The sequence below is a fragment of the Streptomyces sp. NPDC005483 genome (assembly GCF_040606035.1).
In the GTDB taxonomy this organism is placed as follows: Bacteria; Actinomycetota; Actinomycetes; order Streptomycetales; family Streptomycetaceae; genus Streptomyces.
The window spans coordinates 47,905-71,045 of sequence record NZ_JBEXEA010000027.1 but is presented as its reverse complement, the minus strand read 5'-3'; the positions used below and the strand labels follow the sequence as shown (position 1 = coordinate 71,045).

At 69.3% G+C, this 23,141-nt stretch carries 20 protein-coding genes; 14 read left to right on the top strand and 6 right to left on the bottom strand.

What is annotated here, in order from left to right:
• Window positions 1–36 precede the first annotated feature (36 nt).
• From ABZT06_RS37340 to ABZT06_RS37305, 8 genes are all read left to right on the top strand, one after another.
• Window positions 37–1,380 carry a sugar ABC transporter substrate-binding protein gene (locus tag ABZT06_RS37340; protein WP_355751577.1) on the top strand — a complete coding sequence of 448 codons (1,344 nt, stop codon included), beginning with the start codon at window positions 37–39 and terminating at the stop codon, window positions 1,378–1,380.
• A 94-nt stretch (window positions 1,381–1,474) separates the two neighbouring features.
• Window positions 1,475–2,275 (top strand): rhamnogalacturonan acetylesterase, encoded by an 801-nt coding sequence (locus ABZT06_RS37335; RefSeq protein WP_355751575.1) that lies wholly within the window; start codon window positions 1,475–1,477, stop codon window positions 2,273–2,275.
• Between the two features lie 35 nt (window positions 2,276–2,310).
• Window positions 2,311–3,630 carry a polysaccharide lyase family 1 protein gene (locus ABZT06_RS37330; protein ID WP_355751573.1) on the top strand — a complete coding sequence of 440 codons (1,320 nt, stop codon included), beginning with the start codon at window positions 2,311–2,313 and terminating at the stop codon, window positions 3,628–3,630.
• A gap of 105 nt (window positions 3,631–3,735) precedes the next feature.
• Window positions 3,736–4,866, top strand: a complete 1,131-nt coding sequence (locus ABZT06_RS37325; RefSeq protein ID WP_355751571.1) for a pectinesterase family protein — start codon at window positions 3,736–3,738, stop codon at window positions 4,864–4,866.
• Window positions 4,866–5,897: a pectinesterase family protein gene (locus ABZT06_RS37320; protein ID WP_355751569.1), complete on the top strand. Its 1,032-nt coding sequence runs from the start codon at window positions 4,866–4,868 to the stop codon at window positions 5,895–5,897. Before ABZT06_RS37325 ends, ABZT06_RS37320 begins: the two co-directional genes overlap by 1 nt.
• On the top strand, window positions 5,884–7,041 hold the full coding sequence (locus tag ABZT06_RS37315) for a dienelactone hydrolase family protein (RefSeq protein WP_355751567.1): 1,158 nt from the start codon (window positions 5,884–5,886) through the stop codon (window positions 7,039–7,041). The genes ABZT06_RS37320 and ABZT06_RS37315 overlap by 14 nt, the downstream gene beginning before the upstream one ends.
• Before the next feature lie 37 nt (window positions 7,042–7,078).
• Window positions 7,079–8,191 (top strand): chondroitinase-B domain-containing protein, encoded by a 1,113-nt coding sequence (locus ABZT06_RS37310; RefSeq protein WP_355751565.1) that lies wholly within the window; start codon window positions 7,079–7,081, stop codon window positions 8,189–8,191.
• 77 nt (window positions 8,192–8,268) lie between these two features.
• Window positions 8,269–9,066, top strand: a complete 798-nt coding sequence (locus tag ABZT06_RS37305) for an HAD family acid phosphatase (RefSeq protein WP_355751563.1) — start codon at window positions 8,269–8,271, stop codon at window positions 9,064–9,066.
• On the opposite strand, the gene ABZT06_RS37300 is transcribed toward ABZT06_RS37305, so the two are convergent.
• Window positions 9,063–11,261: a family 43 glycosylhydrolase gene (locus tag ABZT06_RS37300; protein ID WP_355751561.1), complete on the bottom strand. Its 2,199-nt coding sequence runs from the start codon at window positions 11,259–11,261 to the stop codon at window positions 9,063–9,065. The genes ABZT06_RS37305 and ABZT06_RS37300 overlap by 4 nt on opposite strands.
• 207 nt (window positions 11,262–11,468) lie before the next feature.
• Here ABZT06_RS37300 and ABZT06_RS37295 point away from each other — a divergent pair, with 207 nt between their 5' ends.
• Complete coding sequence (locus tag ABZT06_RS37295; protein ID WP_355751559.1) at window positions 11,469–12,623, top strand: right-handed parallel beta-helix repeat-containing protein; 1,155 nt, start codon at window positions 11,469–11,471, stop codon at window positions 12,621–12,623.
• Between the two features lie 315 nt (window positions 12,624–12,938).
• On the opposite strand, the gene ABZT06_RS37290 is transcribed toward ABZT06_RS37295, so the two are convergent.
• Together ABZT06_RS37290 and ABZT06_RS37285 are read right to left on the bottom strand one after the other, a co-directional pair.
• A complete protein-coding gene (locus ABZT06_RS37290) occupies window positions 12,939–13,790 on the bottom strand; it encodes a hypothetical protein (RefSeq protein WP_355751557.1) in 852 nt (283 codons plus the stop codon).
• A complete protein-coding gene (locus ABZT06_RS37285) occupies window positions 13,787–14,353 on the bottom strand; it encodes a SigE family RNA polymerase sigma factor (RefSeq protein ID WP_355751555.1) in 567 nt (188 codons plus the stop codon). Before ABZT06_RS37285 ends, ABZT06_RS37290 begins: the two co-directional genes overlap by 4 nt.
• 235 nt (window positions 14,354–14,588) lie before the next feature.
• On the opposite strand from ABZT06_RS37285, the gene ABZT06_RS37280 reads away from it, so the two are divergent.
• A complete protein-coding gene (locus ABZT06_RS37280) occupies window positions 14,589–15,992 on the top strand; it encodes an NCS2 family permease (protein WP_355751553.1) in 1,404 nt (467 codons plus the stop codon).
• A gap of 13 nt (window positions 15,993–16,005) precedes the next feature.
• Here the strand turns inward: ABZT06_RS37280 and ABZT06_RS37275 are convergent, their stop codons facing one another.
• The 3 genes from ABZT06_RS37275 to ABZT06_RS37265 all read right to left on the bottom strand — a co-directional run bounded on the left by ABZT06_RS37275 (window position 16,006) and on the right by ABZT06_RS37265 (window position 18,797).
• Window positions 16,006–17,457, bottom strand: coding sequence for a penicillin-binding transpeptidase domain-containing protein (locus tag ABZT06_RS37275; protein WP_355751551.1), 1,452 nt, complete (start codon window positions 17,455–17,457; stop codon window positions 16,006–16,008).
• Window positions 17,458–17,549: 92 nt separating this feature from the next.
• Complete coding sequence (locus ABZT06_RS37270) at window positions 17,550–18,020, bottom strand: GNAT family N-acetyltransferase (protein WP_355751549.1); 471 nt, start codon at window positions 18,018–18,020, stop codon at window positions 17,550–17,552.
• 3 nt (window positions 18,021–18,023) lie between these two features.
• Window positions 18,024–18,797: an IclR family transcriptional regulator gene (locus ABZT06_RS37265; RefSeq protein ID WP_007381154.1), complete on the bottom strand. Its 774-nt coding sequence runs from the start codon at window positions 18,795–18,797 to the stop codon at window positions 18,024–18,026.
• Between the two features lie 129 nt (window positions 18,798–18,926).
• On the opposite strand from ABZT06_RS37265, the gene ABZT06_RS37260 reads away from it, so the two are divergent.
• The 4 genes from ABZT06_RS37260 (at window position 18,927) to ABZT06_RS37245 (ending at window position 23,084) form a co-directional block, all read left to right on the top strand.
• Complete coding sequence (locus ABZT06_RS37260; protein ID WP_355751548.1) at window positions 18,927–20,456, top strand: aldehyde dehydrogenase (NADP(+)); 1,530 nt, start codon at window positions 18,927–18,929, stop codon at window positions 20,454–20,456.
• A 45-nt stretch (window positions 20,457–20,501) separates the two neighbouring features.
• Window positions 20,502–21,110, top strand: a complete 609-nt coding sequence (locus tag ABZT06_RS37255) for a DUF1349 domain-containing protein (protein ID WP_355751547.1) — start codon at window positions 20,502–20,504, stop codon at window positions 21,108–21,110.
• 98 nt (window positions 21,111–21,208) lie between these two features.
• Complete coding sequence (locus ABZT06_RS37250) at window positions 21,209–21,934, top strand: DsbA family oxidoreductase (protein ID WP_355751545.1); 726 nt, start codon at window positions 21,209–21,211, stop codon at window positions 21,932–21,934.
• 97 nt (window positions 21,935–22,031) lie between these two features.
• Entirely contained in the window at window positions 22,032–23,084 is a 1,053-nt protein-coding gene (locus ABZT06_RS37245; protein WP_355751544.1) for an aminotransferase class V-fold PLP-dependent enzyme, read from the top strand.
• Window positions 23,085–23,141 lie beyond the last annotated feature (57 nt).

Below are 23,141 nucleotides of genomic sequence, written 5' to 3'. Positions count from 1 at the left end.
ATGTCTCCGCTGGAATCAGAAGAAGAGAGCCGATCAATGAAGATCAGTATCCGCAGAAGCAGGCGCGCTGCCATAGCCGTCGCCCTCGGGTCCGTCCTGGCGCTGACCGCCACCGCCTGCGGTGACGACGGCAGCGGGTCGGGCGGTGACAAGGGCGACGCGGGCAGCGGCAAGGGCAAGATCGTCTTCTGGGACAACAACGGCGGTGTGCGCACCGACATCTGGAAGGAGGTCATCGCCGACTTCCAGAAGGCGAACCCCGACATCAAGGTCGAGTACGTCGGCATCGCGTCCACCGAGTACCAGTCCAAGGTCGACACCGCCATCCAGGGCGGCGGCCTGCCGGACGTCGGCGGTGTCGGTGCGGCCATGCTCGCCGGGTTCTCCGCCCAGAACGCGCTGGAGCCGCTGGACGACCGGCTCGCCAAGTCCTCGCTGAGCGGCAAGCTCAACGAGAAGATGGTCGACTCGCTGAAGGCGGCGGGGGGCGGGGACGGAACCCTGTACTCGATCCCGACCTCCGCCAACAACGGTGTGCTCTACTACCGGACCGACCTGTTCAAGAAGGCCGGCCTCGACGAGCCGACGACCTGGGACAAGTTCTACGAGGCCGCGGGCAAGCTCACCGACTCCAAGAAGAACGAGTTCGGTTACACCATCCGGGGCGGCGCCGGTTCCATCGCCCAGGCCCTGGACGCGGCGTACGGGCAGAGCGGGATCACCTCCTTCTGGAACGGTGACAAGACCACCCTCAACGACCCGAAGAACGTGGCGGCGCTGGAGAAGTACGCGGCGCTGTACAAGAAGGACACTCCGGCGGCCGATCTCAACAACGACTTCACCAAGATGGTCGCGCAGTGGGACTCCGGCACGATCGGGATGCTCAACCACAACCTGGGGTCGTACCAGGACCATCTGAAGGCGCTCGGCGCCGGGAAGTTCCGGGGTATCCCGCAGCCCGTCGGCGCCGGCGGCAAGCGGGTCCAGGTGTCCAACCCCGTTGACGGGCTGGGCGTGTTCAAGAGCTCGAAGAACAAGGACGCCGCGTGGAAGTTCATCGAGTTCGCGACCTCGCACGCGGAGAACTCGAAGTTCAACAAGTCCGCCGGGCAGGTGCCGTCGAACAACGACGCCGCCAAGGACGCCTGGATCTCTGAGGCGGAGCCCACGAAGTTGGCGGCGGCCGCGCTGACCGACGGCTCCACGAGCATCGTTCAGCTGCCGTACTACCTGCCCGACTGGAACACCATCTCCAAGGCGGACAACGAGCCGAACTTCCAGAAGGTGCTGCTGGGCGACATGAGCGCCAAGGACTTCCTGGACACCATGGCCGAGCAGCTGAACAAGGCTCAGGCGGAGTGGAAGGAACAGAACGGCTGAGAACTCGGGTGGTTCCGGTTGTGGGGAGCTGCCGGCCGGTTGTGGCTGGTCGCGCAGTTCCCCGCGCCCCTGAAGACAGAAAGGTGCACCTGAAATGTCTCTTACCCGTAGGCAGGTCACCGTTGCGGCGATGGCCGCCGTGCCCGTCGCTCTGAGCGCGACCAGTACCGCTCAGGCCGCTCCTCGAAGAACACGCACCCTCTACATCGCGGGTGACTCCACAGCCGCCCAGAAGTACTCCGACGCCGCTCCCGAGACCGGGTGGGGGATGGCTCTTCCCTTCTTCCTGCAGAAGGATCTGCCCGTCGCCAATCACTCGGTGAACGGGCGGAGTTCGAAGTCCTTCGTCGACGAGGGACGGCTCGACGCGATTCTCGGGCTGATCAGGCCCGGCGACTTCCTGCTCGTCCAGTTCGCGCACAACGACGAGAAGACCGCCGATCCGACCCGCTACACGGAGCCCTGGACGACCTACCAGGACTATCTGCGCCGGTACATCGACGGCGCCCGCGCGAAGGGTGCCCGGCCGGTGCTCGCCACACCCGTGGAGCGCCGGAAGTTCGACGCGAGCGGCAACGCCGTGCCGACCCATGGCGAGTACCCGGCGGCCATGCGTGCGCTCGCCCAGGAAGAGGGCGTGACACTGCTCGACATCCAGGCGCTGTCGATCGCGCTGTGGCAGCAGCTCGGTGTCGAGGAGACCAAGAAGTACTTCAACTGGACCGACACCGAGCAGGACAACACGCACTTCAATCCGCCCGGTGCCATCGCGGTGGCGCGTCTGGTCGCCCGTGAACTGCTGCGGCACCGCCTGCTGGCGCCCCGGGACGTGCGCCGGCTGGACGCCGAGATCCCGGAGTCCTGGATCACCTGGCCGTCGCCGGCCACCGTCTGACCCCACCTTCTTCGCAGTCGAAAGAGAGCCGCACAATGAACGCACAGATATGGCATGGGCATGTCATGACAAAGGCGATGGCGGTGGCGGGCTGCGCCGCCCTGGTCCTCGCGGTCACCGGCACCACCGCCCAGGCCAAGGGGCACGACGTCGCCCGCGACACCCTCGCCACCGGCGACGGCTGGGCCTCCGACGGCACCGGCACGACCGGAGGCGCCGCCGCCGACGCCGCCCACGTGTACACCGTCACCGACTGGGCCGGCTTCAAGGCCGCCCTCGCCGCGGGCGGGACCGCCCCGAAGATCATCAAGGTGAAGGGGGCCATCGACGCGGTCTCCGAGGGCTGCGACTCCCTCGCCGCGCCGGGGTACGACTTCGACGCCTACCTGGCGAAGTACTCGCCCGAGGCGTGGGGCCTGGACACCGACCTGAGCGCCGAGCCCGACGACAGCCCCGAGGGACTGCGCCGCGCCTCCGCCGCCAACCAGGACCAGACCATCAAGGCGAACGTCCCCGCCAACACCACGATCATCGGGGTCGGCAAGAACGCCGGGTTCAAGGGCGCGAGCCTCCAGATCAAGGCCGTCGACAACGTCATCGTCCGTAACCTCACCTTCGAGAGCCCCATCGACTGCTTCCCGCAGTGGGACCCGACCGACGGCGACAAGGGCAACTGGAACTCCGAGTACGACACCGCCGTCGTCTACGGCTCCACCCATGTCTGGCTGGACCACAACACGTTCACCGACGGCAGCCACCCGGACAGTGCCGCGCCGACCTACTTCGGCATGCTCTACCAGCAGCACGACGGCGAGCTGGACATCGTCCGGGGCGCGAACTACGTCACCGCCTCCTGGAACGTCTTCACCGAGCACGACAAGACGATTTTGATCGGCAACAGCGACAGCGAGTCCACGGCGGCCGGGGACCGGGGCAAGCTCAAGGTCACCTTCCACCACAACCTGTTCTCCGACCTCGTCGAGCGCGCACCCCGCGTCCGCTTCGGACAGGTCGACTCCTACAACAACCACTTCGTGGCGAACAGCGACTACGCCTACAGCTTCGGCATCGGCAAGGAGTCCCAACTCGTCGCCGAGCACAACGCGTTCACGCTGCCGGACGGGGTCAGCGCGGCCAAGGTGCTCAAGCGGTGGAACGTCTCCCCGCTCACCGCCACCGACAACTACGTCAACGGCAAGCCCACCGACCTGATCGCCGTGCACAACGCGGAGATCCCCGCCGAGACCCTGTCGTCCGGCGCGGGCTGGACGCCGACCCTGCGCACGAAGGTCGACCCGGTCAAGAAGGTGCCGGGGATCGTCGACCGCGGCGCGGGCGCCGGCAACGTCTGCTGACACCGCCCCCTGACCGGCCGGGGCGGAATCCAGCGGCCGCCCCGGCCACCTCACCCCCCACGCGAGGAACCCCACCACTGAGCCGCGTTCCCTAGGAGCACCCGCATGTCCTCGCACCACGCACAACTCCCCCTGCCCAGAAGGGGATTCCTGCTCGCGAGCACCGGAGCGGCAGCCTCGCTCGCGCTCATGTCGAGCCCCGCTCGGGCCGCCGGTGGCCGACGCCCCTTCGGCCGCTTCGGATCCCCGGCCGCCCGGCTCACCCCGCAGACGCTCTACGTCGACCCGCGGGGCCGTGGCGACCACACCACCGTGAAGGACGCCGTCACCGCGGCCACCGGCAGCGGCTGGACCCTGGTCCTCGCCCCCGGCACCTACCGGGAGACCGTCGCCGTCGACGCCACCCGCACCGAGGCGACCTGGATCGGCGCCTCCGAGGACCCCAGGGACGTCGTGATCGTCTACGACAACGCGGCCGGCACCCCCAAGCCCGGCGGCGGCACCTACGGCACCACCGGGTCGGCCACCACCACCGTGCAGGCCGACGGCTTCACCGCCCGCTGGATCACCTTCGCCAACGACTGGCTGCGCGCCGACCACCCCGAGATCACCGGCACCCAGGCCGTCGCCCTCAAGGTCCAGGGCGACCGCTCCGCGTTTCACCACTGCCGCTTCCTCGGTCACCAGGACACCCTGTACGCCGACTCGATCGCCCTGCCCTCCTTCGCCCGCCAGTACTTCGCGCACTGTTACGCCGAGGGAGACGTCGACTTCGTCTTCGGCCGGGCCACGGCGGTCTTCGAGAACTGCCACTTCCGGACCCTGAACCGGACCGACCTGGCGGCGGCGCCGTACGGCTTCGTCTTCGCGCCCTCCACGGCGGGCGCCAACCCGCGCGGGTACCTGGTGACCCGTGGCCGGGTGTCCAGTGAAGCCCCGGACGCCGCCTACAAGCTGGCCCGTCCGTGGGTGCCGAGCTCCGACACCACGGCCCGTCCGTCGCTCGTGGTCCGGGACACCCGGCTGGGCCCAGGGATCGACGCGGCCGCCCCCTACACCAACATGTCGGACACCTTCCCCTGGCAGAACCAGCGCTTCGCCGAGTACCGCAACACCGGCCCCGGCGCGAGGATCACCGTCCCGGAGAACCGGCCCCAACTCACCACGGAGCAGGCGGAGTCGGCGACGCGCGAGACCTACCTCGGCGACTGGCGGCCCTGGAAGGAGTCATGCTGATGCGCAGACGTACCCTTCTCGCGGCCGGCTTCGGACTCGCCGCGGCGGGAGCGACACCCGCCTTCGCCACCGGAGGCCACCGCGTCCTCCACGTCCGCCCCGGCGACTCCGTCCAGGCCGCTGTGGACGCGGTCAGCGGACCCGGCTGGACGATCGTCGTGCACCCGGGCACCTACCGCGAGCTCGTCGACATCCCGGCCACCGCGGCGGAGTTGACCCTGTGCGGCGCGAGCCGTGACCCCCGAGCCGCCGTCATCGTGTACGACAACGCCAACGGCACCCGGAAGCCCGACGGTTCAGGCACCTACGGCACCGCGGGCTCCGCCACCTTCACCTCCGCGGCCCCCGGCCTCACCGTCCGCGACCTCACCCTCGCCAACGACTGGCTGCGCGCCGACCACCCCGACATCACCGGCACCCAGGCGGTCGCCGCCTACACCTACGGTGACCGCACCCACTTCGAGAACGTCCGGCTCCTGGCCCACCAGGACACCCTCTTCGTCGAGACGAGCGCGCTCACCGCCTTCGACCGGCAGTACTTCCGCCGCTGCTACATCGAGGGTGACGTCGACTTCGTCTTCGGCCGGGCCACCGCCGTCTTCGAGGAGTGCCACTTCCACACCCTCCAGCGGGACGTCGACTTCACCCCCAAGGGCATGGTCTTCGCCCCCTCCACGGCCCGCGCCAACCCGTACGGCATCCTTGCCGTCCGCTCCCGCATCACCTCCGGGGCCGAGGACGGGGCGTACAAACTGGCACGGCCCTGGGTGCCGTCGTACGAGACGACCGCCTGGCCCTCGCTGGTGGTGCGCGACAGCCGGCTCGGGCCCGGCATCGACCCGATCGCGCCCTACACCAACATGCGCGAGGCCTACCCCTGGCAGACCATGCGCTTTCGCGAGTACGCCAACTCCGGCCCCGGCGCGGTGATCACCGTTCCCGACAACCGGCCCCAGCTGACCGCCGGCGAGGCCGCCGGGCACACCCCGCGGACGTATCTCGGGGACTGGAGGCCCTATGGGCGCCGGTGAGCCGATGGGACGGCGGGCGTTCGTCGTGGGCACCGGAGCGGCCGTGCTGGCCGGGGGAGCGGTGAGCCCCGCCGAAGCCGGGGTCGTGGAAGGCCCGCTGCCCGACTTCCACCAGGCGCTCAAGGCCGAGCTGACCTTCCCGCTGGCCTGGGGGACTTCACCGGTCCGCGACTTCCGCACCTGGCGTCGGCAGGCCCGCGCCAAGGTCGAGGAGCACCTGCTCGTCGACCGCGAGGGCGGAACGCCGTACGCACCCGAGCGCGGTCAGGTCGCACAAGGCGACGGTTACACAAGGGAGTTGGTCACCCTCTCCCTCACCCACCACGAACGCGTCCGCGCCGCCCTGCTCACCCCGCACGGCCCCGGCCCGTTCCCCGCCGTGCTGCTGCTCCACGACCACGGGGCGAAGTTCGACATCGGCAAGGAGAAGCTGGTCCGGCCCTGGTACGACGACCCCCGGCTCGCCTCCGCGCAGGCCTGGGCCGACAAGTACTTCAGCGGCCGGTTCGTCGGCGACGAGCTGGCCCGGCGCGGCTACGTCGTCCTGTGCGCGGACGCCCTCGGCTGGGGCGACCGCGGACCGATCACCTACGACCAGCAGCAGGCCCTGGCCGGCAATTTCTACAACCTCGGCTCCTCGCTCGCCGGCCTCATGGCCCGCGAGGACGCCCGCGCCGCCGACTTCCTCGCCGGCCTCGACCAGGTGGACGCCCGCCGTGTCGCCGCCGTCGGGTTCTCCATGGGCGCCTACCGCGCCTGGCAGACCGCCGCGCTGACCGACGCCGTCAAGGCGACGGCCGCGGTCTGCTGGATGACCGGCCTCAAGGACATGATGGTGCCCGGCAACAACACCCTGCGCGGACAGTCCAGTTACTACATGCTCCACCCCGGGCTGCCCCGGTTCCTCGACTTCCCCGACGTGGCGAGCATCGCCGCCCCCAGGCCGATGCTCTTCTTCAACGGCGGGCTCGACCCGCTGTTCCCCGCCGACGGCGTCCACGTGGCGTTCGACAAGCTGCGCGCCGTCTGGCACTCCCGCCACGCCGAGGAGCGGTTGCACCTGAAGACCTGGCCCGACCTCGGCCATGTCTTCGTCGACCGCATGCAGGACGAGGTCTTCCACTGGCTCGACGCCGTCCTGTGAACCATCCCCCCACCCGCACGAGAAGGGACCGCTCTCCATGTCTCGTCGTACCGCTCTCCTCGCCACGGCCGCCCTCGCCCTCGGCTCCGGCCTCGCCGTCCTCCCCACCCAGGCCCAGGCCGCGACGGTCGTCGTCAGCAACTCGACCGACCTGTCCAACGCCATCAAGAACGCCACCGCCGGCACGGTGATCCAGGTCCGCGGCGGCACCTACTACCCGACGGCCACCCTCCAGTCCACGGCCAACGGCAGCTCCTCCGCACCCGTCACGCTCACCGCGTACGGCTCGGAGACCGTGAAGATCGACGGCTCGTCCCTGCCCGCCGGCGACTGGATCTTCAAGCTGACCGCCGACTACTGGAACGTCTCCAACATCACCTTCCAGAACTCCCCGGACAGCGCGGTCGTCTGCCAGTCCTGCACCGGGACGGTCTGGAACAACATCAAGACCATCAACGGCGGCGACTCCGGCTTCACGCTCACCGGCGACGGGACGGTCAACAACACCGTCAAGAACATCGACTCGTACGGCAACTACGACGCTGCCAACCACGGCGAGAACGCCGACGGCATCGCCGTGAAGTTCGGTTCCGGCACCGGCAACCTCATCACCGGCGCCCGTCTCTACAACAACTCGGACGACGGGATCGACTTCTGGTCCTTCTCCTCACCCGTCACCATCGAGCACACGTGGTCCATGGGCAACGGCGTCAACCGCTGGTCCGACTCCGCGTTCGCGGGCGACGGCAACGGCTACAAGCTGGGCGGCGACGGCGAGGTCGTCGCGCACGTCATCAACAACTCCGCGGCCTGGGGCAACGCCGGCAACGGCTTCACCGAGAACTCCAACACCGGCGCCATCGTGATCAACCGCACCACCGCCTACGCCAACAGCAAGTGGGGCTACTACTTCGCCACCAGCTCCGCGAAGCTCGGCAAGAACCTCGCGGTGAGCAACGGCGGCGGCTCGGTCAGCAAGGGCTCCAAGGTCAGCTCGTCCGGCAACAACTGGGACAGCGGGATCAGCACCCCCGCGTTCAAGTCGACGGACGCCTCGACGACGTACAACGCCCGCAGCTCCAGCGGCACCCTGCCCGCCACCACGTTCCTGACGACGGGCAGCACCACCATCGGCGCGACCATGAACTGACACCTCCAGGGCGCTTGACCCGTTTTTTACCGGGCGGGTCTCGCGCCCGACATGGTGACGCGCGTAGAACGTCTGTCATGCATAAGTCACTGCGTATCGCAGCCGTCGCCACCGCCTGTGCGGTCGTCGGCGTCGCCGTGTACGGCGCCGGTGCGGCCACGGCCCACCAGTCCACGGCGAACTCCACGCACGAGCCCTACAACATCGGGCTCCTGGTCAAGGACATCGACACCTACTACGGCACCACGGCCGACGCGAACGGTGTCTACCAGGCGTCCGCCACCAGCCCGTACGCCAAGGACCTCGCCGCCATCGACAAGGCCGCGAGGAAGTACATCGACCAGGCCGCCCGCAAGACCCACCACAGGGGCGAGAAGCCGGCCGTCGTCTTCGACATCGACGACACGCTGCTGCTCAGCCTCGACTACGAGAAGCGCTACAACTACACGTACAACGGCACCACTTGGGCCGACTACGTGAACAAGGCCGACCGTCCGGGGGTCTTCGGCAGCGCCGAGCTGGTGCAGTACGCCGAGAAGAAGGGCGTCGAGGTCTTCTACAACTCGGGTCTGAGCGAGGCGCAGCGGACCGCCGCCGTCGAGAACCTGAAGAAGATCGGCGCCGATGTGAACCTCGACGCCGACCACATGTTCCTCAAGGACAAGGCGAACCCGCCGTCCTACCTGAACGCCTGTGCCACGCCGGGCACCTGGACCTGCACCACCGTGCAGTACAAGTCCGGCACCCGCGCGCACATCGAGAAGGACCTCGGGTACGAGATCATCGCCAACTTCGGCGACCAGTACTCCGACCTCGACGGCGGTTACGCCGACCGGACGTACAAGCTCCCGAACCCGACGTACTTCGTGAGCTAGTTCCGCACCGGCCGGATCCCCTCGAGAGTCGGCACCACGGGCTTGATCGTGCCGTCCGCCGCGAACTCCATGCGGTCGACGGTGGTTTCGCGGTGCATACCGTCGCCGCCGGGCTTCCCCGGCCCGTTCAGGGCGAACCGGTGATAGACGATGTACCAGTCGTCGGTGCCGGGGACGTTCACCACGGAGTGGTGGCCGGTGGCGAAGATGCCGTACTCGGGACGCTTGGACAGGATCGTCCCCTTCTTGGTCCACGGGCCGAGCGGGGACGGTCCCGTCGCGTAGGCGACGTGGTAGTTCTCGCTGCGGGTGTCGTCCTCGGACCACATGAAGTAGTACGTGCCGTTCCGCTTGATCACGAAGGAACCCTCGCGGAAGTTGTCCGGGGTGATGTCCTCGATCTTCGCCGGGTCGTACGAGGTCATGTCGCCGTCCAGCGGCACCACGTACCCGTGCCCGTTGCCCCAGTAGAGGTACGACGTCCCGCCGTCGTCCGTGAAGACGGCCGGGTCGATCATCTGACCCTGCAGTGAACCGCCCTTCGCCACCAGCGGCTTGCCCAGCGCGTCCTTGAACGGGCCCGCCGGGGAGTCCGCCACCGCCACGCCGATCTGCTGCTCGGCACAGAAGTAGAAGTAGTACTTCCCGTCCCGCTCGGCGATCGCCGGTGCCCACGCGTACCGGTCGGCCCACGACACGTCCGCGCCGAGGTCGAGGACGACCCCGTGATCCTTCCAGTGGACCAGGTCCTTCGACGAGTACGCCTTGAACCTGGTCCCGCTCCAGCCGTTGAAGCCGTCGGTGGTCGGGTAGATCCAGTACTCGCCGTTCAGGTAGTGCACGTCCGGGTCGGCGTGGAGACCGGGCAGGACGGGGCTGCCGGTCGGCACGGCCTCGACGGTCCACCTGCGGGTCGTGCCGTCGGCCGCGGTGACGGTGTACGGCTGCGGCTTGCGGAAGTCGCGCCGGGTACCGGATCCCGGGGTGACCCTGGCGCCCGCGCCGACCGCCAACTCGGGTGCGAGACGGGCGAGATCGGTGCCCGGCCGCATCGGCAGTACTACCTTCGACGCGGCCTCCGTGACGATCGCGTACCCCTTCTGCTCCGTGGCCGTCACGTCCACCACCGAGGCCGGTGTCGAGGGATACGCGGCCAGCAGCCGGTCGTACTCCTTCTGCGTCACCGGAAGTACGGTGCCGTGCCGGGGACTCGCGGGCAGCTGGTAGTCCGTGGACGGGGTCCACCTGCCCGAGTCGAGGTCGGTGGTCTCGAAGGGGACGTACCCGCGGCCGCCGCACTCGTCGATGAACAGGTACCACTTCTTCTCGGTGTTCGACCTGAACACCGTCGGGCCCTCACCGCGGTCCATCGCCCCGCTGCCGATGCACTCGCCGACCAGGTCGTACGTGGTGGAGGTCAGGCTCGTCGACTTCTCGCCGGTGATGAACTTGGCGCAGGGGGAGCTGGAGGTGGGATCCCGCTCGTCCTTGGTGTAGCGGTAGTAGGTGTCCTTGTACTTCACGACCGTCGAGTCGATCACCGAGTGGCCGGGGTCGTCCCAGACCTTCGGCGCGCTGAAGGTGCGGAAGTCCTTCGTGGTGGCGTACAGCATCTTGTTGTACGTCGATCCCGTGTGCCCGGGGTCGTCGTCGGCGTACAGCTTCGACGCCCAGAAGACGACGTACTCACCGAGGCTGTCGTCCCAGTAGGCCTCCGGCGCCCAGGTGTTGCCCGCGTTGTCCGGGGCCACCTTCACCAGCCGCTGGTCGGTCCAGTGGACCAGGTCGGTGGACTCCCAGATCATGATCGACTTGCTGCCGTGCCGCTGGACGTCGTCCCAACTGCCGCTGCTGTTCCGGTACATGCGCAGGTCGGTGGCGATCAGATAGAACTTGTCGCCCTTGGGGGAGCGGATCACGAACGGGTCGCGCAGGCCCTTCTCGCCGGTCGTCGACGTCAGGACGGGCCTGCCCTGGTTCAGCTCGCGCCAGTGCAGGGGGTCGTTGCCGCGGCTGAGGGCGTAGCGGATCTGCTCGCCGTCCGCGGTGCCCTCGCCGGTGAAGTAGGCGAAGAGGTAACCGGCGTACTTGGGGTGGCTCACGGGTGGTGCTCCTGAGTGGGCGGAACCGGGCGGTGCGGTGAGGAGGGCCAGTAGTAGCGAGAGACAGGCGACGAGGAGGATACGTGGGCGCATGTCGCTCCTGAGGGTGTGGGGGTGTGGGGGTTTCTGTTGGGGGCTGTGCGCGCCTTCGGAGTGTTACGAGCGGGAAACAGCACGTCAATCGGTGGGTGCGCGATGAGGCGCAGCGAAAGTTTCGGTTGTTTTCGTTGAGGCGCGGCAACCTCACCGGTCATGGCGGCGACTTCAGGGCATCCTCATTCGCGACGAAAGGAACGCCCCGTGCGTCACAGCACCGGACGCCACCGCCGGACCCGCACGCTCTCCATCGCGGCGGCGGTCGCCCTGGCCGCGGGCGCGGGCGGTGTGTACCTCGGCCTGTCGGGCGGCGGCGCCGAGGCCGCGTCCACGACGGTCACCGTCTCCCGTACGGCCCAGTTGGAGGCGGCGGTGAGGAACGCGACCGCGGGTACGGTCATCCAGGTCCGCGCCGGGACGTACACCCCGTCGGCCACCCTCAAGTCCACGGCGAACGGGACGAGTTCGGCACGGATCACGCTGCGCGCGTACGGCGGCGAGAAGGTGCGGATCGACGGGTCCGAGCTGCCCGCCGGGTCCTGGCTGGCCGGGATCCACGGCGACTACTGGACCGTCCAGAACCTCACCTTCCAGAACGCGCCGGCCCAGGGCCTCGTCGTCACCTCCTCCGTCGGCGGCGTCTTCAAGAACCTCGTCACCGCGGACAACGGCGACTCCGGATTCACCCTGCGCGGGGACGGCACCAGCGACAACCTCGTGCAGAACCTGGACAGTCACGGCAACTACGACCCCGCCGGACACGGTCAGAACGCCGACGGCATCGCCGTGAAGTTCGGTTCCGGGACCGGCAACCGGATCACCGGGGCACGGCTCTACGACAACTCCGACGACGGGATCGACCTGTGGCAGTTCTCCTCGCCGGTCACCGTCGAGCACAGCTGGGCCTTCGGGAACGGCAGGAACCGATGGCGGGACAGCGCCTTCGAGGGCAACGGCAACGGGTTCAAGCTGGGCGGCGGCGGCGTCACGGTGGCGCACCTCGTCAACGACAACGCGGCCTGGGACAACGCGCTGCACGGCTTCACCGAGAACTCCAACAGCGGGGCGATCGCGCTGAACCGCAACACGGCGTACGCCAACGCCGGGGCCGGGTTCTACTTCGCCACGGGCAAGGCCCGGCTGGCCCGGAATCTCGCGGTGGGCGACAAGGGCGGGTCGTCGAAGCTGGGTTCGTCCACCGTGTCCGCGGCGAACAGCTGGGACGCCGGGGTGGCGACCCCCGCGTTCAGGTCGACGGATGCCGGCCAGGCGTACGGCGCGCGCGATACGGACGGCTCGCTGCCCTCGACGACGTTTCTGACCACCGGATCCACCGCCCTCGGCACCACGATGGACTGAGGGACGACGACGGAACGCCCCGCCTGTCGTCACAGGCGGGGCGTTCCTCGTGCCGGCTCGAGGGGGGCTCCAGCCGGCAGCTGCCGGGCCGAGGGGGGCTCGGTCCAGCAGGTCATTACTAGGGACGTCGAAGACTGGCGAATGGTTGTTCCCATTGGGCGAACTCGTGCTGAAGGAGCGGGTGTTGGGCTGGGTGGGAGCCATGGGATGACCGAAACGCAGTCATTCAGCGGCCGTGCACCCCTTGAGTGGCCACTGGCGGGGAAAAGGTTGCCGCCCCGAGGAGACTTTTTCGTGAGACTCCGGCACGAGGGCCTACGAGTCCCCTTCGTCCGTGCTGGCGTCCTGCGCCGCGAAGCCGCCCTTCACGGCGAGGTCCCCGGACTTCGCCGTGGCCGTCGCCGTGTAGCTGTCGTCCTTGGCGTCCCGGCCGCCGCGCTTGTGGTCGTACTGTCCGGCGAACACCCACTCGCCCTTCGGGACCGTACGGCCGTCCTTGAGCACCCAGGTGTATACGAGGAAGCCGTCCTTCTCGGCGACCGTCAGCGTGAAGTCGTCCTCCGGCAGCGAGCGCCAGGCGCCCGCGTTGGTGACCCCGCCGGTCTGGGCGATCCTCAACTCGACCCTGAGGGAGGTCAGTTGCTCGGAGGTCTTGAAGGTCAGATTGCTCTGCGCCCAGAACTCGTTGCTGTGCGGGTCCACCGAGCCGTCCGACCACAGCGGGCCGTCCTCGACGCCGGAGGCCCGCACCCCGGTGGAGGCGGTCGGCGTGGACGAGGGTGTGGCGCTCGGCTTCTCGGCCCTGTGGGTGGGGGTGGTGCGCGGCGTCGGATCCGCCGACGGGGCGGGCGGGCGGCTCGTCGCGTCGGGGGAGGGGGTGGGTGTGCCCGTGGCGGCGACCGACTTCTGCGCGGGCGGCTCGTCCTTCACGGCGGAGGCCACCGCATAACCGCCGAAGCCCAGCACACACGCGACCGCGGCGGTGGCGCTCACCACCCGTACCCAGCCGTAGACCGGCGGCCGGGTCGCCCGGTGGTCGGGGCGGGTCTGTTCCGACATGCCGCGTTCGATCCGGGCGAGCATCCGCTCGCGGTTCGGCTCGTGCGCCTCGGCCGCGTCCCGCAGCCGGGCGCGCAGTTCGCGGTGCGCGTCCCGCTGCATGGTCATCGGTCCCTTCCTCCGGCGTCACCGGTGCGCGCCATCGTGGCATGCACCTTCAGCGGAGTGTTCCGGGGACCCAGCAGCCGCTGCAACTCGGCCATCCCCTTGGAGGTCTGGCTCTTCACCGTACCGACCGACACCCCGAGGGCCAGCGCGGTGTCCTTCTCGGAGAGATCGAAGGCGTGCCGCAGCACGACACACGCCCGCTTGCGGAACGGCAGCCTGCGCAGCGCCTCCTGGACGTCGACCGCGCCCGCCACGTCGGGGTTCTCGACCTTCTCCTCGCGCTGGGACCAGAACAGGGCGACACGACGGCGCTCACGGACCGCGCTGCGGATACGGGTGCGGGCGAGGTTGGCGACCACTCCGCGCGCGTACGCCGCCGGGTGGTCGGCCGCGCGCACCCGGTCCCAGCGGTGCCACAGCGCCAGCAACGCGTCCGCCGCAAGGTCGTCGGCGGCGTCCGGCTCCCCGGTCAACAGCTGGGCGAGGCGGGACAGTTCGGCGTAGTGGCGCTCGAAGAAGGCGTGGAACTCCACGGAGGCGGCGTCGTCGACGACTGTGCCCACGGGCTCCCTCTCCCTTGTGTGTCATGTGAATGACATGTGATCGTCCGGGGGTGGCCGGGCGGAGATCCGGAAGCGTAGCAGTGACCGAGTGCGTGTTCTCGTACGGGCCTTCGAACGTTGTATGACGGGGCGACCCCTGATCCGTAACACGGGTGAGACCTGAAACGCGTTCAACGCAGGAACAATCCAGCCTGCATCCGCACACTGATCATTCAGGCACCAAGGAGCATCGAGCATGTCCGTCGACCAGTACTTCAGGATCTCCGAACGGGGATCCACCTTCGCCCGTGAGATACGCGGCGGCTTCGCCACGTTCTTCACGATGGCCTACATCCTTGTCCTGAATCCCATCATCCTCGGCAGTGCGAAGGACAAGTTCGGACACCAGTTGGACGCGGTCCAGCTGACCACCGCGACCGCGCTGGTGGCCGCGGTGATGACGATCATCATGGGCGTCGGCGGGAACCTGCCGCTCGCGCTCGCCGCCGGGCTCGGCCTGAACGCCGTCGTCGCCTTCCAGATCGCCCCGTTGATGAGCTGGGACGACGCGATGGGCCTGGTCGTCCTGGAAGGGCTGCTCATCTGCGTGCTGGTGGTGACGGGTCTGCGAGAAGCCGTCATGCACGCCATCCCGCAAGCGCTCAAGCAGGCGATCAGCGTCGGGATCGGGCTGTTCATCGCGTTCATCGGCTTCGTGGACGCCGGATTCGTCAGCCGTATCCCCGACGCCGCGAACACCACAGTGCCGGTTCAGCTGGGCGGCACCGGCGCGCTCACCGGCTGGCCGATCCTCGTCTTCTGCCTCGGGGTGCTGCTGACGATCGGGCTGCTCGCGCGCAAGGTCAAGGGCGCGATCCTGATCAGCATCGTGACCATGACGGTCCTCGCGATGATCATCAACTCGGTCGCCGACATCAAGACCTGGGGGCTCACCACACCGGCCTGGCCCGACAAGGTCGTCGACACCCCCGACTTCGGGCTGATCGGCCACTTCAGCCTGTTCGGCTCCTTCAGCGCGCCCGGCGTCGGGATCGTCACGGTCGTCCTGCTGATCTTCACGCTGATCCTGTCCGACTTCTTCGACACGATGGGCACGGTCGTCGGGATCAGCGCCGAGGCGGGGCTCCTCGACGAGGAGGGCAAGGTGCCCAACCTCGGCCGGGTACTGCTGATCGACGGGGCGGCGGCGGTGGCCGGCGGTGCCGCGTCGGCCTCCTCCGCCACGTCGTACATCGAGTCGGCGGCGGGCGTCGGTGAGGGCTCGCGCACCGGGTTCTCGAACCTGATCACCGGCGGGATGTTCGGCCTGGCCCTGTTCCTGACCCCGCTGCTGACCATCGTCCCGCTCCAGGCGGCCGCCCCCGCCCTGGTCGCCGTGGGATTCCTGATGATGACGCAGGTCAAGCACATCGACTGGGACCGCTACGACATCGCGATCCCGGCGTTCCTGACCATCGCCGTGATGCCGTTCACCTACTCGATCACCAACGGCATCGGGGCCGGGTTCCTGGCCTACGTCGTGATCAAGGTGGTGCTGGGGAAGGCCAAGGAGATCCACTGGCTGCTGTGGGCGGCCTCGGCGCTGTTCCTCGTGTACTTCGCGATCGACCCGATCGAGCAGGTCCTGGGCGCCAAGTAGCCGGCGGGACGCGTCACTTCTCGAGGGCCGCCTCCATCATGGCCTTGGCCACGGGGGCGGCCAGTCCGTTGCCGCTCACCTCGGAGCGGGCCGCGTTCGACTGCTCCACGACCACCGCCACCGCGACCTCCTTCCCGCCGACCTTTCCGTAGGACGTGAACCAGGCGTACGGCGTCTTGCTGTTGTTCTCGCCGTGCTGGGCGGTGCCCGTCTTGCCGCCCACCGTGACGCCGTCGATCCGGGCGTTGGTGCCGGTGCCGTCCTGGATCACCGACTGCATCGCGGACTGGAGTTGCTCCGCCGTGCCGGAGCTGACGACCTGGGTGGTGGTCGCCTCGTCGTCGTAGTTCTTCAGGACGTCGCCGCCGTGGTCGGTGATCGTCGACACCATGTGCGGCGAGATCAGCTTGCCGCCATTGGCTATGGCCGCGGAGACCATGGCCATCTGGAGCGGGGTGGCCGTGACGTCGTACTGGCCGATACCGGTCAGGGCCGTGGACGACTTGTTCATGTCGGAGGGGTAGACGCTGGTGTAGGCCCGCACCGGCACGTCCTGCTGGTCGTCGTTGAAGCCGAACTTCTCGGCCATCGCCCGGACCTTGTCCTGGCCGAGGTCGACGGCCATCTTCGCGAACACCGTGTTGCAGGAGTACTCCAGAGCGACCCGGATCGAGGCGTTCTCGCAGGGCGCCGAGGAGTTCTCGTTGCCCAGCGGGGTCACCGTGCCGGGCAGGGTGTACGGGTCCGGGCTTGACGTCTTCTCGTCCACCGAGGAGTACAGGCCGTCCTCCAGCGCGGCCGCGGCCACCACCAGCTTGAACGTCGAACCGGGCGGCAGCGGCTGGCGCAGCGCGCGGTTGGTCAGCGGCTTGTCGGAGTCGCCGGTGAGCCGCTTCCAGGCACTGCCCGCGGTGTTGGCGTCCGTGAGCGCGGACGGGTCGTACGACGGCGTCGACACGACGGCGAGGATCTTGCCGGTCGCCGGGTCGATCGCTACGGCCGCGCCCTTCGTGTCGCCGAGCGCGTCGTACGCCGCCTTCTGCACGGCCGGGTCGATCGTCGTGATCACATCACCGGGCTCGGCCCGCTCGTTGGTGATCGTGTCCATCACGGTCTTCAGCCGGCTGTCCGTGCCGTTGAGGAGGTCGGCGTAGATGCCCTCCAACTGGGTCGGGGCGTAGGCCTGCGAGGCGTATCCCGTCACCGCCGCGTACAGCTTGCCGTTGGTGTACGTCCGCTTGTACGCGAGGTCGCTGTCCGTCACCTTCTCGGAACCCGTGACCGCTTTTCCGGCCACGATGATGTTCCCGAGCGGCGAGGAGTACGTCTCGATCGCGTTCCGCCGGTTGTCGTTGTCGTCCGCGAGTGCCTGGCCCTCGTAGAACTGCACCCAGGTCGCTCGGATCAGCAGAGCGAACACCAGGAGCAGCGCGAAGACCGATGCGCGCCTGATCGTCTTGTTCATCCCACTCAGAAGACGATCAGCCGCGGACGAATCGTTCCCGAACGTCCGTCTTTCTCATCGGACGTTCATCCGGGCCCAGTCGTACGGCGGTCTCACGCCTCCAGCGTCAGCACGAACTCGTCGATCTCCGCACCGCGCGCGTGGGCGTACCCGGAGGCCTCGGCGGTCACCCGGAACCCGCACTTCTGGAGCACCCGCAGCGAGCCCGCGTTGTCGGCGGCCGCGCGGGCGTACAGGGGGCGCTCGGGCACCTGGGCGACGAGCTCCCGCAGGGCCGCCGTGGCGATGCCGCGCCCCCAGTAGGCGCGGTCGATCCAGTACGTCACCTCGCGCTCGCCCGGCTCGCCGTACACCGCCGCGCTGCCCACCACGTCACCGTCCGCCAGGACCGTGCGGTGCACGGCGTCGGAGGCGCGGATCCGTTTCCAGTGGGCGTCGAAGGCGTCCCGGTCGGCCGGGTCCTTCGGGGTGAAGGCCGCCATGTGCAGGGCCTCGGGGTCGTTCATCTGCCGGAAGAAGACCGGCAGATCGCTGTCATGGACCTCGCGGAGATCGATCTGCATGCCTCAGAGCCTACGGGTGGCCAGTGTCAGCCGGTCCCGCGCGTCGAACAGCGCGTCCTTCACCATCTGTTCGTGGGCGGGCGTCAGCCGCGCCACCGGCACCGAGCAGCTGATCGCGTCCCGGGCGGGCGTGCGGTACGGGATCGCGACGCCGAAGCAGCGCAGCCCCAGCGTGTTCTCCTCGCGGTCCACGGAGAAACCCTGCTCGCGGATCTGGTGCAGCTCCTCGATGAGCTTCTCGCGGTCGGTGATCGTGTGCTCGGTGAGCGCGGGCAGGGTCTCCGGCAGCATCTTGCGGACCTGCTCGTCGGAGTACGTGCTCAGCAGCGCCTTGCCGAGAGAGGTGGAGTGCGCCGGGAGCCGGCGGCCGACCCGGGTGAAGGGCCGCAGGTAGTGCTGCGACTGCCGGGTGGCCAGGTAGACGACGTTCGTGCCGTCCAGACGGGCCAGGTGGATGGTCTCGGTGGTGTCGTCGGAGAGCCGGTCCAGGGTCGGCCGGGCCGCCGCGACCACCTCGTCGCCGTCGATGTACGAGGTGCCGACGAGCAGCGCCCGCACCCCGATGCCGTACCGCGTGCCCGTCGCGTCGGTCTCCACCCAGCCCAGCTCCACCAGCGTGCGCAGCAGCATGTAGAGGCTGGACTTGGGGTACCCGACGGCCTCCTGCACGGCCGCCAGGGAATGCATGCCGGGGCGCCCGGCGAAGTATTCGAGCAGTTCAACCGTCCGTACCGCGGACTTGACCTGTGACCCGCCGCCCGTCTCGCCTGCCGACATCGCCCTTGACCCCTTTGTTGGACGAGAACCAGAGTTATAGTCTCCAACAGCATATTCACCATCAGAGACAGCGTTCAGCATATCGAACGTTCCTGGTGAATGACCCAGATACACGTGGAGGGACCCGCGGTGGCAGCAGCACCAGTCTGGAGTGTCGACCCCCGAACCGGGAAGCAGCGCGAACAGGTTGCGGTGGAGGCCACAGCCCAGGAGGTGGACGCCGCCGTCCGCGCCGCGTACGACGCGCGCGCCTCCCTCGCCGACCGCGCCGTCCGCGCGGCCTTCCTGCGCACCGCGGCCACCAAGCTCGAAGAGTCCAAGGACCACCTGGTCGAGGCGGCCGACGCCGAGACCGCCCTCGGCCCGGTCCGGCTGACCGGCGAACTCGCCCGCACCTGCTACCAGCTGCGGGCCTTCGCGGACATCGTCGACGAGGGCGAGTTCCTCGGCGTGGTCATCAACCACCCCGACGACACCGCGACCCCGCCGATCCCGGACCTGCGCCGCTACAAGGTGCCGCTCGGTGTCGTCGCCGTGTACTCGGCCTCCAACTTCCCCTTCGCCTTCTCGGTCGCCGGCGGCGACACCGCGAGCGCGCTGGCGGCCGGCAACCCGGTCGTCGTCAAGTCCCACCCCGACCACCCGGGCCTGTCCGAGCTGGTCGCGTCCGTGCTGCGCCGGGCCGCCGGCGAGCACGGCATCCCCGCGGGCGTGCTCGGCCTGGTGCACGGCTTCGAGGCCGGCATCGAGCTGATCAAGCACCCGCTGGTCGCCGCCGCGGGCTTCACCGGTTCCGTGAAGGGCGGCCGCGCCCTGTTCGACGCGGCGGCCGCGCGGCCGGTGCCGATCCCGTTCCACGGCGAGCTGGGCTCGCTGAACCCCGTCGTGATCACGGAGGAGGCCGCCGCCGAGCGCGCGGAGGCCATCGGTGCCGGGCTCGCGGGCTCCATGACCCTCGGCGTCGGCCAGTTCTGCGTGAAGCCGGGCCTGGTCCTCGTGCCGTCCGGCGCGGCGGGCGACGGCCTGGTGAAGTCGCTGACCGACGCCGTCAGCGACACCGACGCGGGCGTCCTCCTCGACCACCGCATGCGGGACAACTTCGTGGCCGGCGTCGCCGAGCGCGCCGAGCTTCCCGAGGTCGAGACGCCGGTGACCCCCGGCGCGGGCGGCGAGCACACGGTGAGCGCGGGCTTCCTCACGGTGGCGGCGGAGAAGCTGACCACCGAGGGCGCGTACGACCTGCTCCTCGAGGAGTGCTTCGGCCCGGTGACCGTGGTCGCCCGGTACGAGGACGACGAGCAGGCACGAACGGTGCTCTCCCGGCTGCCCGGCAACCTCACGGCGACGGTCCACCTGTCCGAGGGGGAGGCCGCCGGCCAGGGACGCGGCGCCGAGATCCTGGCGGAGCTGACCCCCCTCGCCGGCCGTGTCCTGGTGAACGGCTGGCCGACGGGCGTGGCCGTGGCCCCGGCCCAGCAGCACGGCGGCCCGTACCCGGCGACGACGTCCACGTCGACGTCGGTGGGCGGCACGGCGATCGAGCGCTGGCTGCGGCCGGTGGCGTACCAGAACGCGCCTGAGGCCCTGCTGCCGCCGGAGCTGAGGGACGACAACCCGCTGGGTCTGCCCCGCCGCTTCAACAACCGTCTCGAGCGCTAGGCACCCCACACCCGCACGCGGAGAGGGAACTGGAAAACTCTGAGGATGGACGTCGAACTCCCCGAACTCCCCTTCCCTCTCCGCACCTACGGCCCCGACGGGCACTGGCTCCACGAGGACGGCATCCTCTCCGGCTGGGCCGGCCCCCGGCAGGACCGGTTCGTGCCGCCCACCGGGGAGTCCCTGGACCCCGCCGCCGACGCGCCGCGCCTCCTCGGTTCCCCCGAGGGCGACTTCCAGCTGATGGCCCGGGTCACGGTGGGCTTCAACGGCTCGTTCGACGCGGGCGTCCTGTACGTCCATGTCGGCGAGCGGGCCTGGGCCAAACTCTGCCTGGAGAACTCCCCGGACGTGCCCACCGTCTGCACGGTCGTCACCCGGGGTCACTCCGACGACTGCAACTCCTTCACCGTGGACGGCAGTTCGGTCTGGCTGCGGGTCAGCCGCACCGGCCGCGCCTTCGCCTTCCACGCCTCCCGCGACGGCAAGCACTGGATATTCGTCCGCCTCTTCACCCTGGGCGACGAGAAGGAGACCGACGCGGCACTGGTCGGCTTCATGGCGCAGTCGCCGATGGGGGAGGGCTGCGTGGTGACGTACGACCACATCGAGTTCAGGCCCGAATGGCCTGCCGACCTGCGCGACGGACGTTGAGGTCAGGTCCCCGAAGGGAATGGAACCCGCTGCTTGAACGTTCACTCAAGTGGCGGAGGGTGTCTCCGCGACCGTCCGACCTGGAGAGAGCCGTAGACATGCGCGTCGAGATCTGGAGCGACATCGCCTGCCCCTGGTGCTACGTGGGCAAGGCCCGCTTCGAGAAGGCGCTGGAGGCCTTCCCGCACCGTGACGGGGTCGAGGTGGTCCACCGGTCGTTCGAGCTGGACCCGGGGCGCGACAAGAGCGACGTGCAGCCCGTCCTCGCCATGCTCAGCAAGAAGTACGGCATGAGCGAGGCCCAGGCACAGGCCGGCGAGGAGAACCTCGGTGCCCAGGCCGCCGCCGAGGGACTCGACTACCGCACCCGCGACCGCGACCACGGCAACACCTTCGACCTGCACCGCCTCCTCCACCTCGCCAAGGAGCACGGCCGGCAGGACGAACTCGTCCAGATCTTCTACCGGGCCAACTTCGCCGAGGAGAGGTCCCTGTTCACCGAGGGTGACGAGCGCCTGGTCGAGCTCGCCGTGGAGGCCGGTCTTGACGCCGACGAGGTCCGCAAGGTCCTCACCGACCCCACCGCCTACGCCGACGAGGTCCGCGCCGACGAGCGCGAGGCCGCCGAGCTCGGGGCGAACGGCGTCCCCTTCTTCGTCCTGGACCGCAAGTACGGCGTCTCCGGCGCCCAGCCCGCCGAGGTCTTCACCCAGGCCCTCACCCAGGCCTGGGGCAACCGCTCCCCGCTGAAGCTGATCGACCAGGGCGACGCCGGGGCCGAGGCCTGCGGGCCCGACGGGTGTGCCGTACCCCAGCACGGCTGACAACCCGCAGGTCGGCGCGGACGTATAAGCGTCCCTTGGCGGAACCACGTAGAAATTCGCAATGGACCGACAGGTCTCCCGGCCCCACAGTGGAGTCATGGAGACCTTCGAGAGCCTCGTCCGCGCCGAGTTCGCCCCGAAGAACACCTTCCTCAACACCGCGAGCAGCGGCCTGCTCCCCGCCCGCACCGTGACCGCCCTCCAGCAGGCCGCGCTGATCCGTGCCGAGGGCAGGCCGCTGGACCCGCTGTTCGAGGACGTGGAGGCGGCCCGCGCCGCGTTCGCGAGGCTCGCCGGCGTCCCGGTCACCCGGGTGGCGGCGGGCGCGTCCGTGTCCACCCACTCGGGTCTGGTGGCCGCCTCGCTGCCGCCGGGCGCCGAAGTCCTCACCGCCGAGGACGACTTCACCTCCGTCGTGAACCCGTTCCACACCCGCGGCGACCTCAAGGTGCGCATCGTGCCGCTGGAGCGGCTCGCCGACTCCGTCCGCCCCGGCACCGCCCTGGTCGCCGTCAGCGCCGCCCAGTCCGCCGACGGCCGGATCGCCGACCTGCCCGCCCTGCGCGAGGCGGCGAAGGCACACGGCGCCCGCACCTACGTCGACTTCTCGCAGGCCGCGGGCTGGCTCCCGGTGGACGCGGAGTCCTACGACTACACCGTCTCCACCACCTTCAAGTGGCTGCTCGGCCCGCACGGCGCGGCCTTCCTCGCCGTGCCGGAGGACTTCGGCGACCTGAAGCCGGTGCTCGCGGGCTGGGTCGCGGGGGAGATCCCCTGGGACAGCTGCTACGGCCCCGTCGCCGAACTGGCCCATTCCGCCCGGCGGTTCGACGTCAGCCCGGCCCTGTTCACCTACACGGGAACACGTCACTCCCTCGAACTCCTGGAGGAGTTGGGCGTGGACGCCGTGCGCACCCACGACCTCGCGCTCGCGGACCGCTTTCGCGCCGGACTCGCCGGCCTCGGCCACGAGCCCCTGCCCGCCCCGGGCTCACCGATCGTGTCTGTGCCCGGACTCGGCGGGCACCAGCCCGAGTTGAGCGCGGCGGGCATCGAGGTGTCCAACCGCGCCGGCAACCTGCGCGCCTCCTTCCATCTGTACAACACGGCCGCGGATGTCGACCGGATTCTGGACGCCCTGTCTGTCTGAACCGCTGGCGCCGGGCCCCCCGGGACGCTAGGAAGGGCACCAAGGGGTGGTGGTGCC

Coding starts and splice junctions, on each gene's coding strand:
- ABZT06_RS37340 (WP_355751577.1), top strand. CDS start 37: ATGAAGATCAGTATCCGCAGAAGCAGGCGCGCTGCCATAGCCGTCGCC.
- ABZT06_RS37335 (WP_355751575.1), top strand. CDS start 1,475: ATGTCTCTTACCCGTAGGCAGGTCACCGTTGCGGCGATGGCCGCCGTG.
- ABZT06_RS37330 (WP_355751573.1), top strand. CDS start 2,311: ATGAACGCACAGATATGGCATGGGCATGTCATGACAAAGGCGATGGCG.
- ABZT06_RS37325 (WP_355751571.1), top strand. CDS start 3,736: ATGTCCTCGCACCACGCACAACTCCCCCTGCCCAGAAGGGGATTCCTG.
- ABZT06_RS37320 (WP_355751569.1), top strand. CDS start 4,866: ATGCGCAGACGTACCCTTCTCGCGGCCGGCTTCGGACTCGCCGCGGCG.
- ABZT06_RS37315 (WP_355751567.1), top strand. CDS start 5,884: ATGGGCGCCGGTGAGCCGATGGGACGGCGGGCGTTCGTCGTGGGCACC.
- ABZT06_RS37310 (WP_355751565.1), top strand. CDS start 7,079: ATGTCTCGTCGTACCGCTCTCCTCGCCACGGCCGCCCTCGCCCTCGGC.
- ABZT06_RS37305 (WP_355751563.1), top strand. CDS start 8,269: ATGCATAAGTCACTGCGTATCGCAGCCGTCGCCACCGCCTGTGCGGTC.
- ABZT06_RS37300 (WP_355751561.1), bottom strand. CDS start 11,261: ATGCGCCCACGTATCCTCCTCGTCGCCTGTCTCTCGCTACTACTGGCC.
- ABZT06_RS37290 (WP_355751557.1), bottom strand. CDS start 13,790: ATGACCATGCAGCGGGACGCGCACCGCGAACTGCGCGCCCGGCTGCGG.
- ABZT06_RS37280 (WP_355751553.1), top strand. CDS start 14,589: ATGTCCGTCGACCAGTACTTCAGGATCTCCGAACGGGGATCCACCTTC.
- ABZT06_RS37275 (WP_355751551.1), bottom strand. CDS start 17,457: ATGAACAAGACGATCAGGCGCGCATCGGTCTTCGCGCTGCTCCTGGTG.
- ABZT06_RS37270 (WP_355751549.1), bottom strand. CDS start 18,020: ATGCAGATCGATCTCCGCGAGGTCCATGACAGCGATCTGCCGGTCTTC.
- ABZT06_RS37265 (WP_007381154.1), bottom strand. CDS start 18,797: ATGTCGGCAGGCGAGACGGGCGGCGGGTCACAGGTCAAGTCCGCGGTA.
- ABZT06_RS37255 (WP_355751547.1), top strand. CDS start 20,502: ATGGACGTCGAACTCCCCGAACTCCCCTTCCCTCTCCGCACCTACGGC.
- ABZT06_RS37250 (WP_355751545.1), top strand. CDS start 21,209: ATGCGCGTCGAGATCTGGAGCGACATCGCCTGCCCCTGGTGCTACGTG.
- ABZT06_RS37245 (WP_355751544.1), top strand. CDS start 22,032: ATGGAGACCTTCGAGAGCCTCGTCCGCGCCGAGTTCGCCCCGAAGAAC.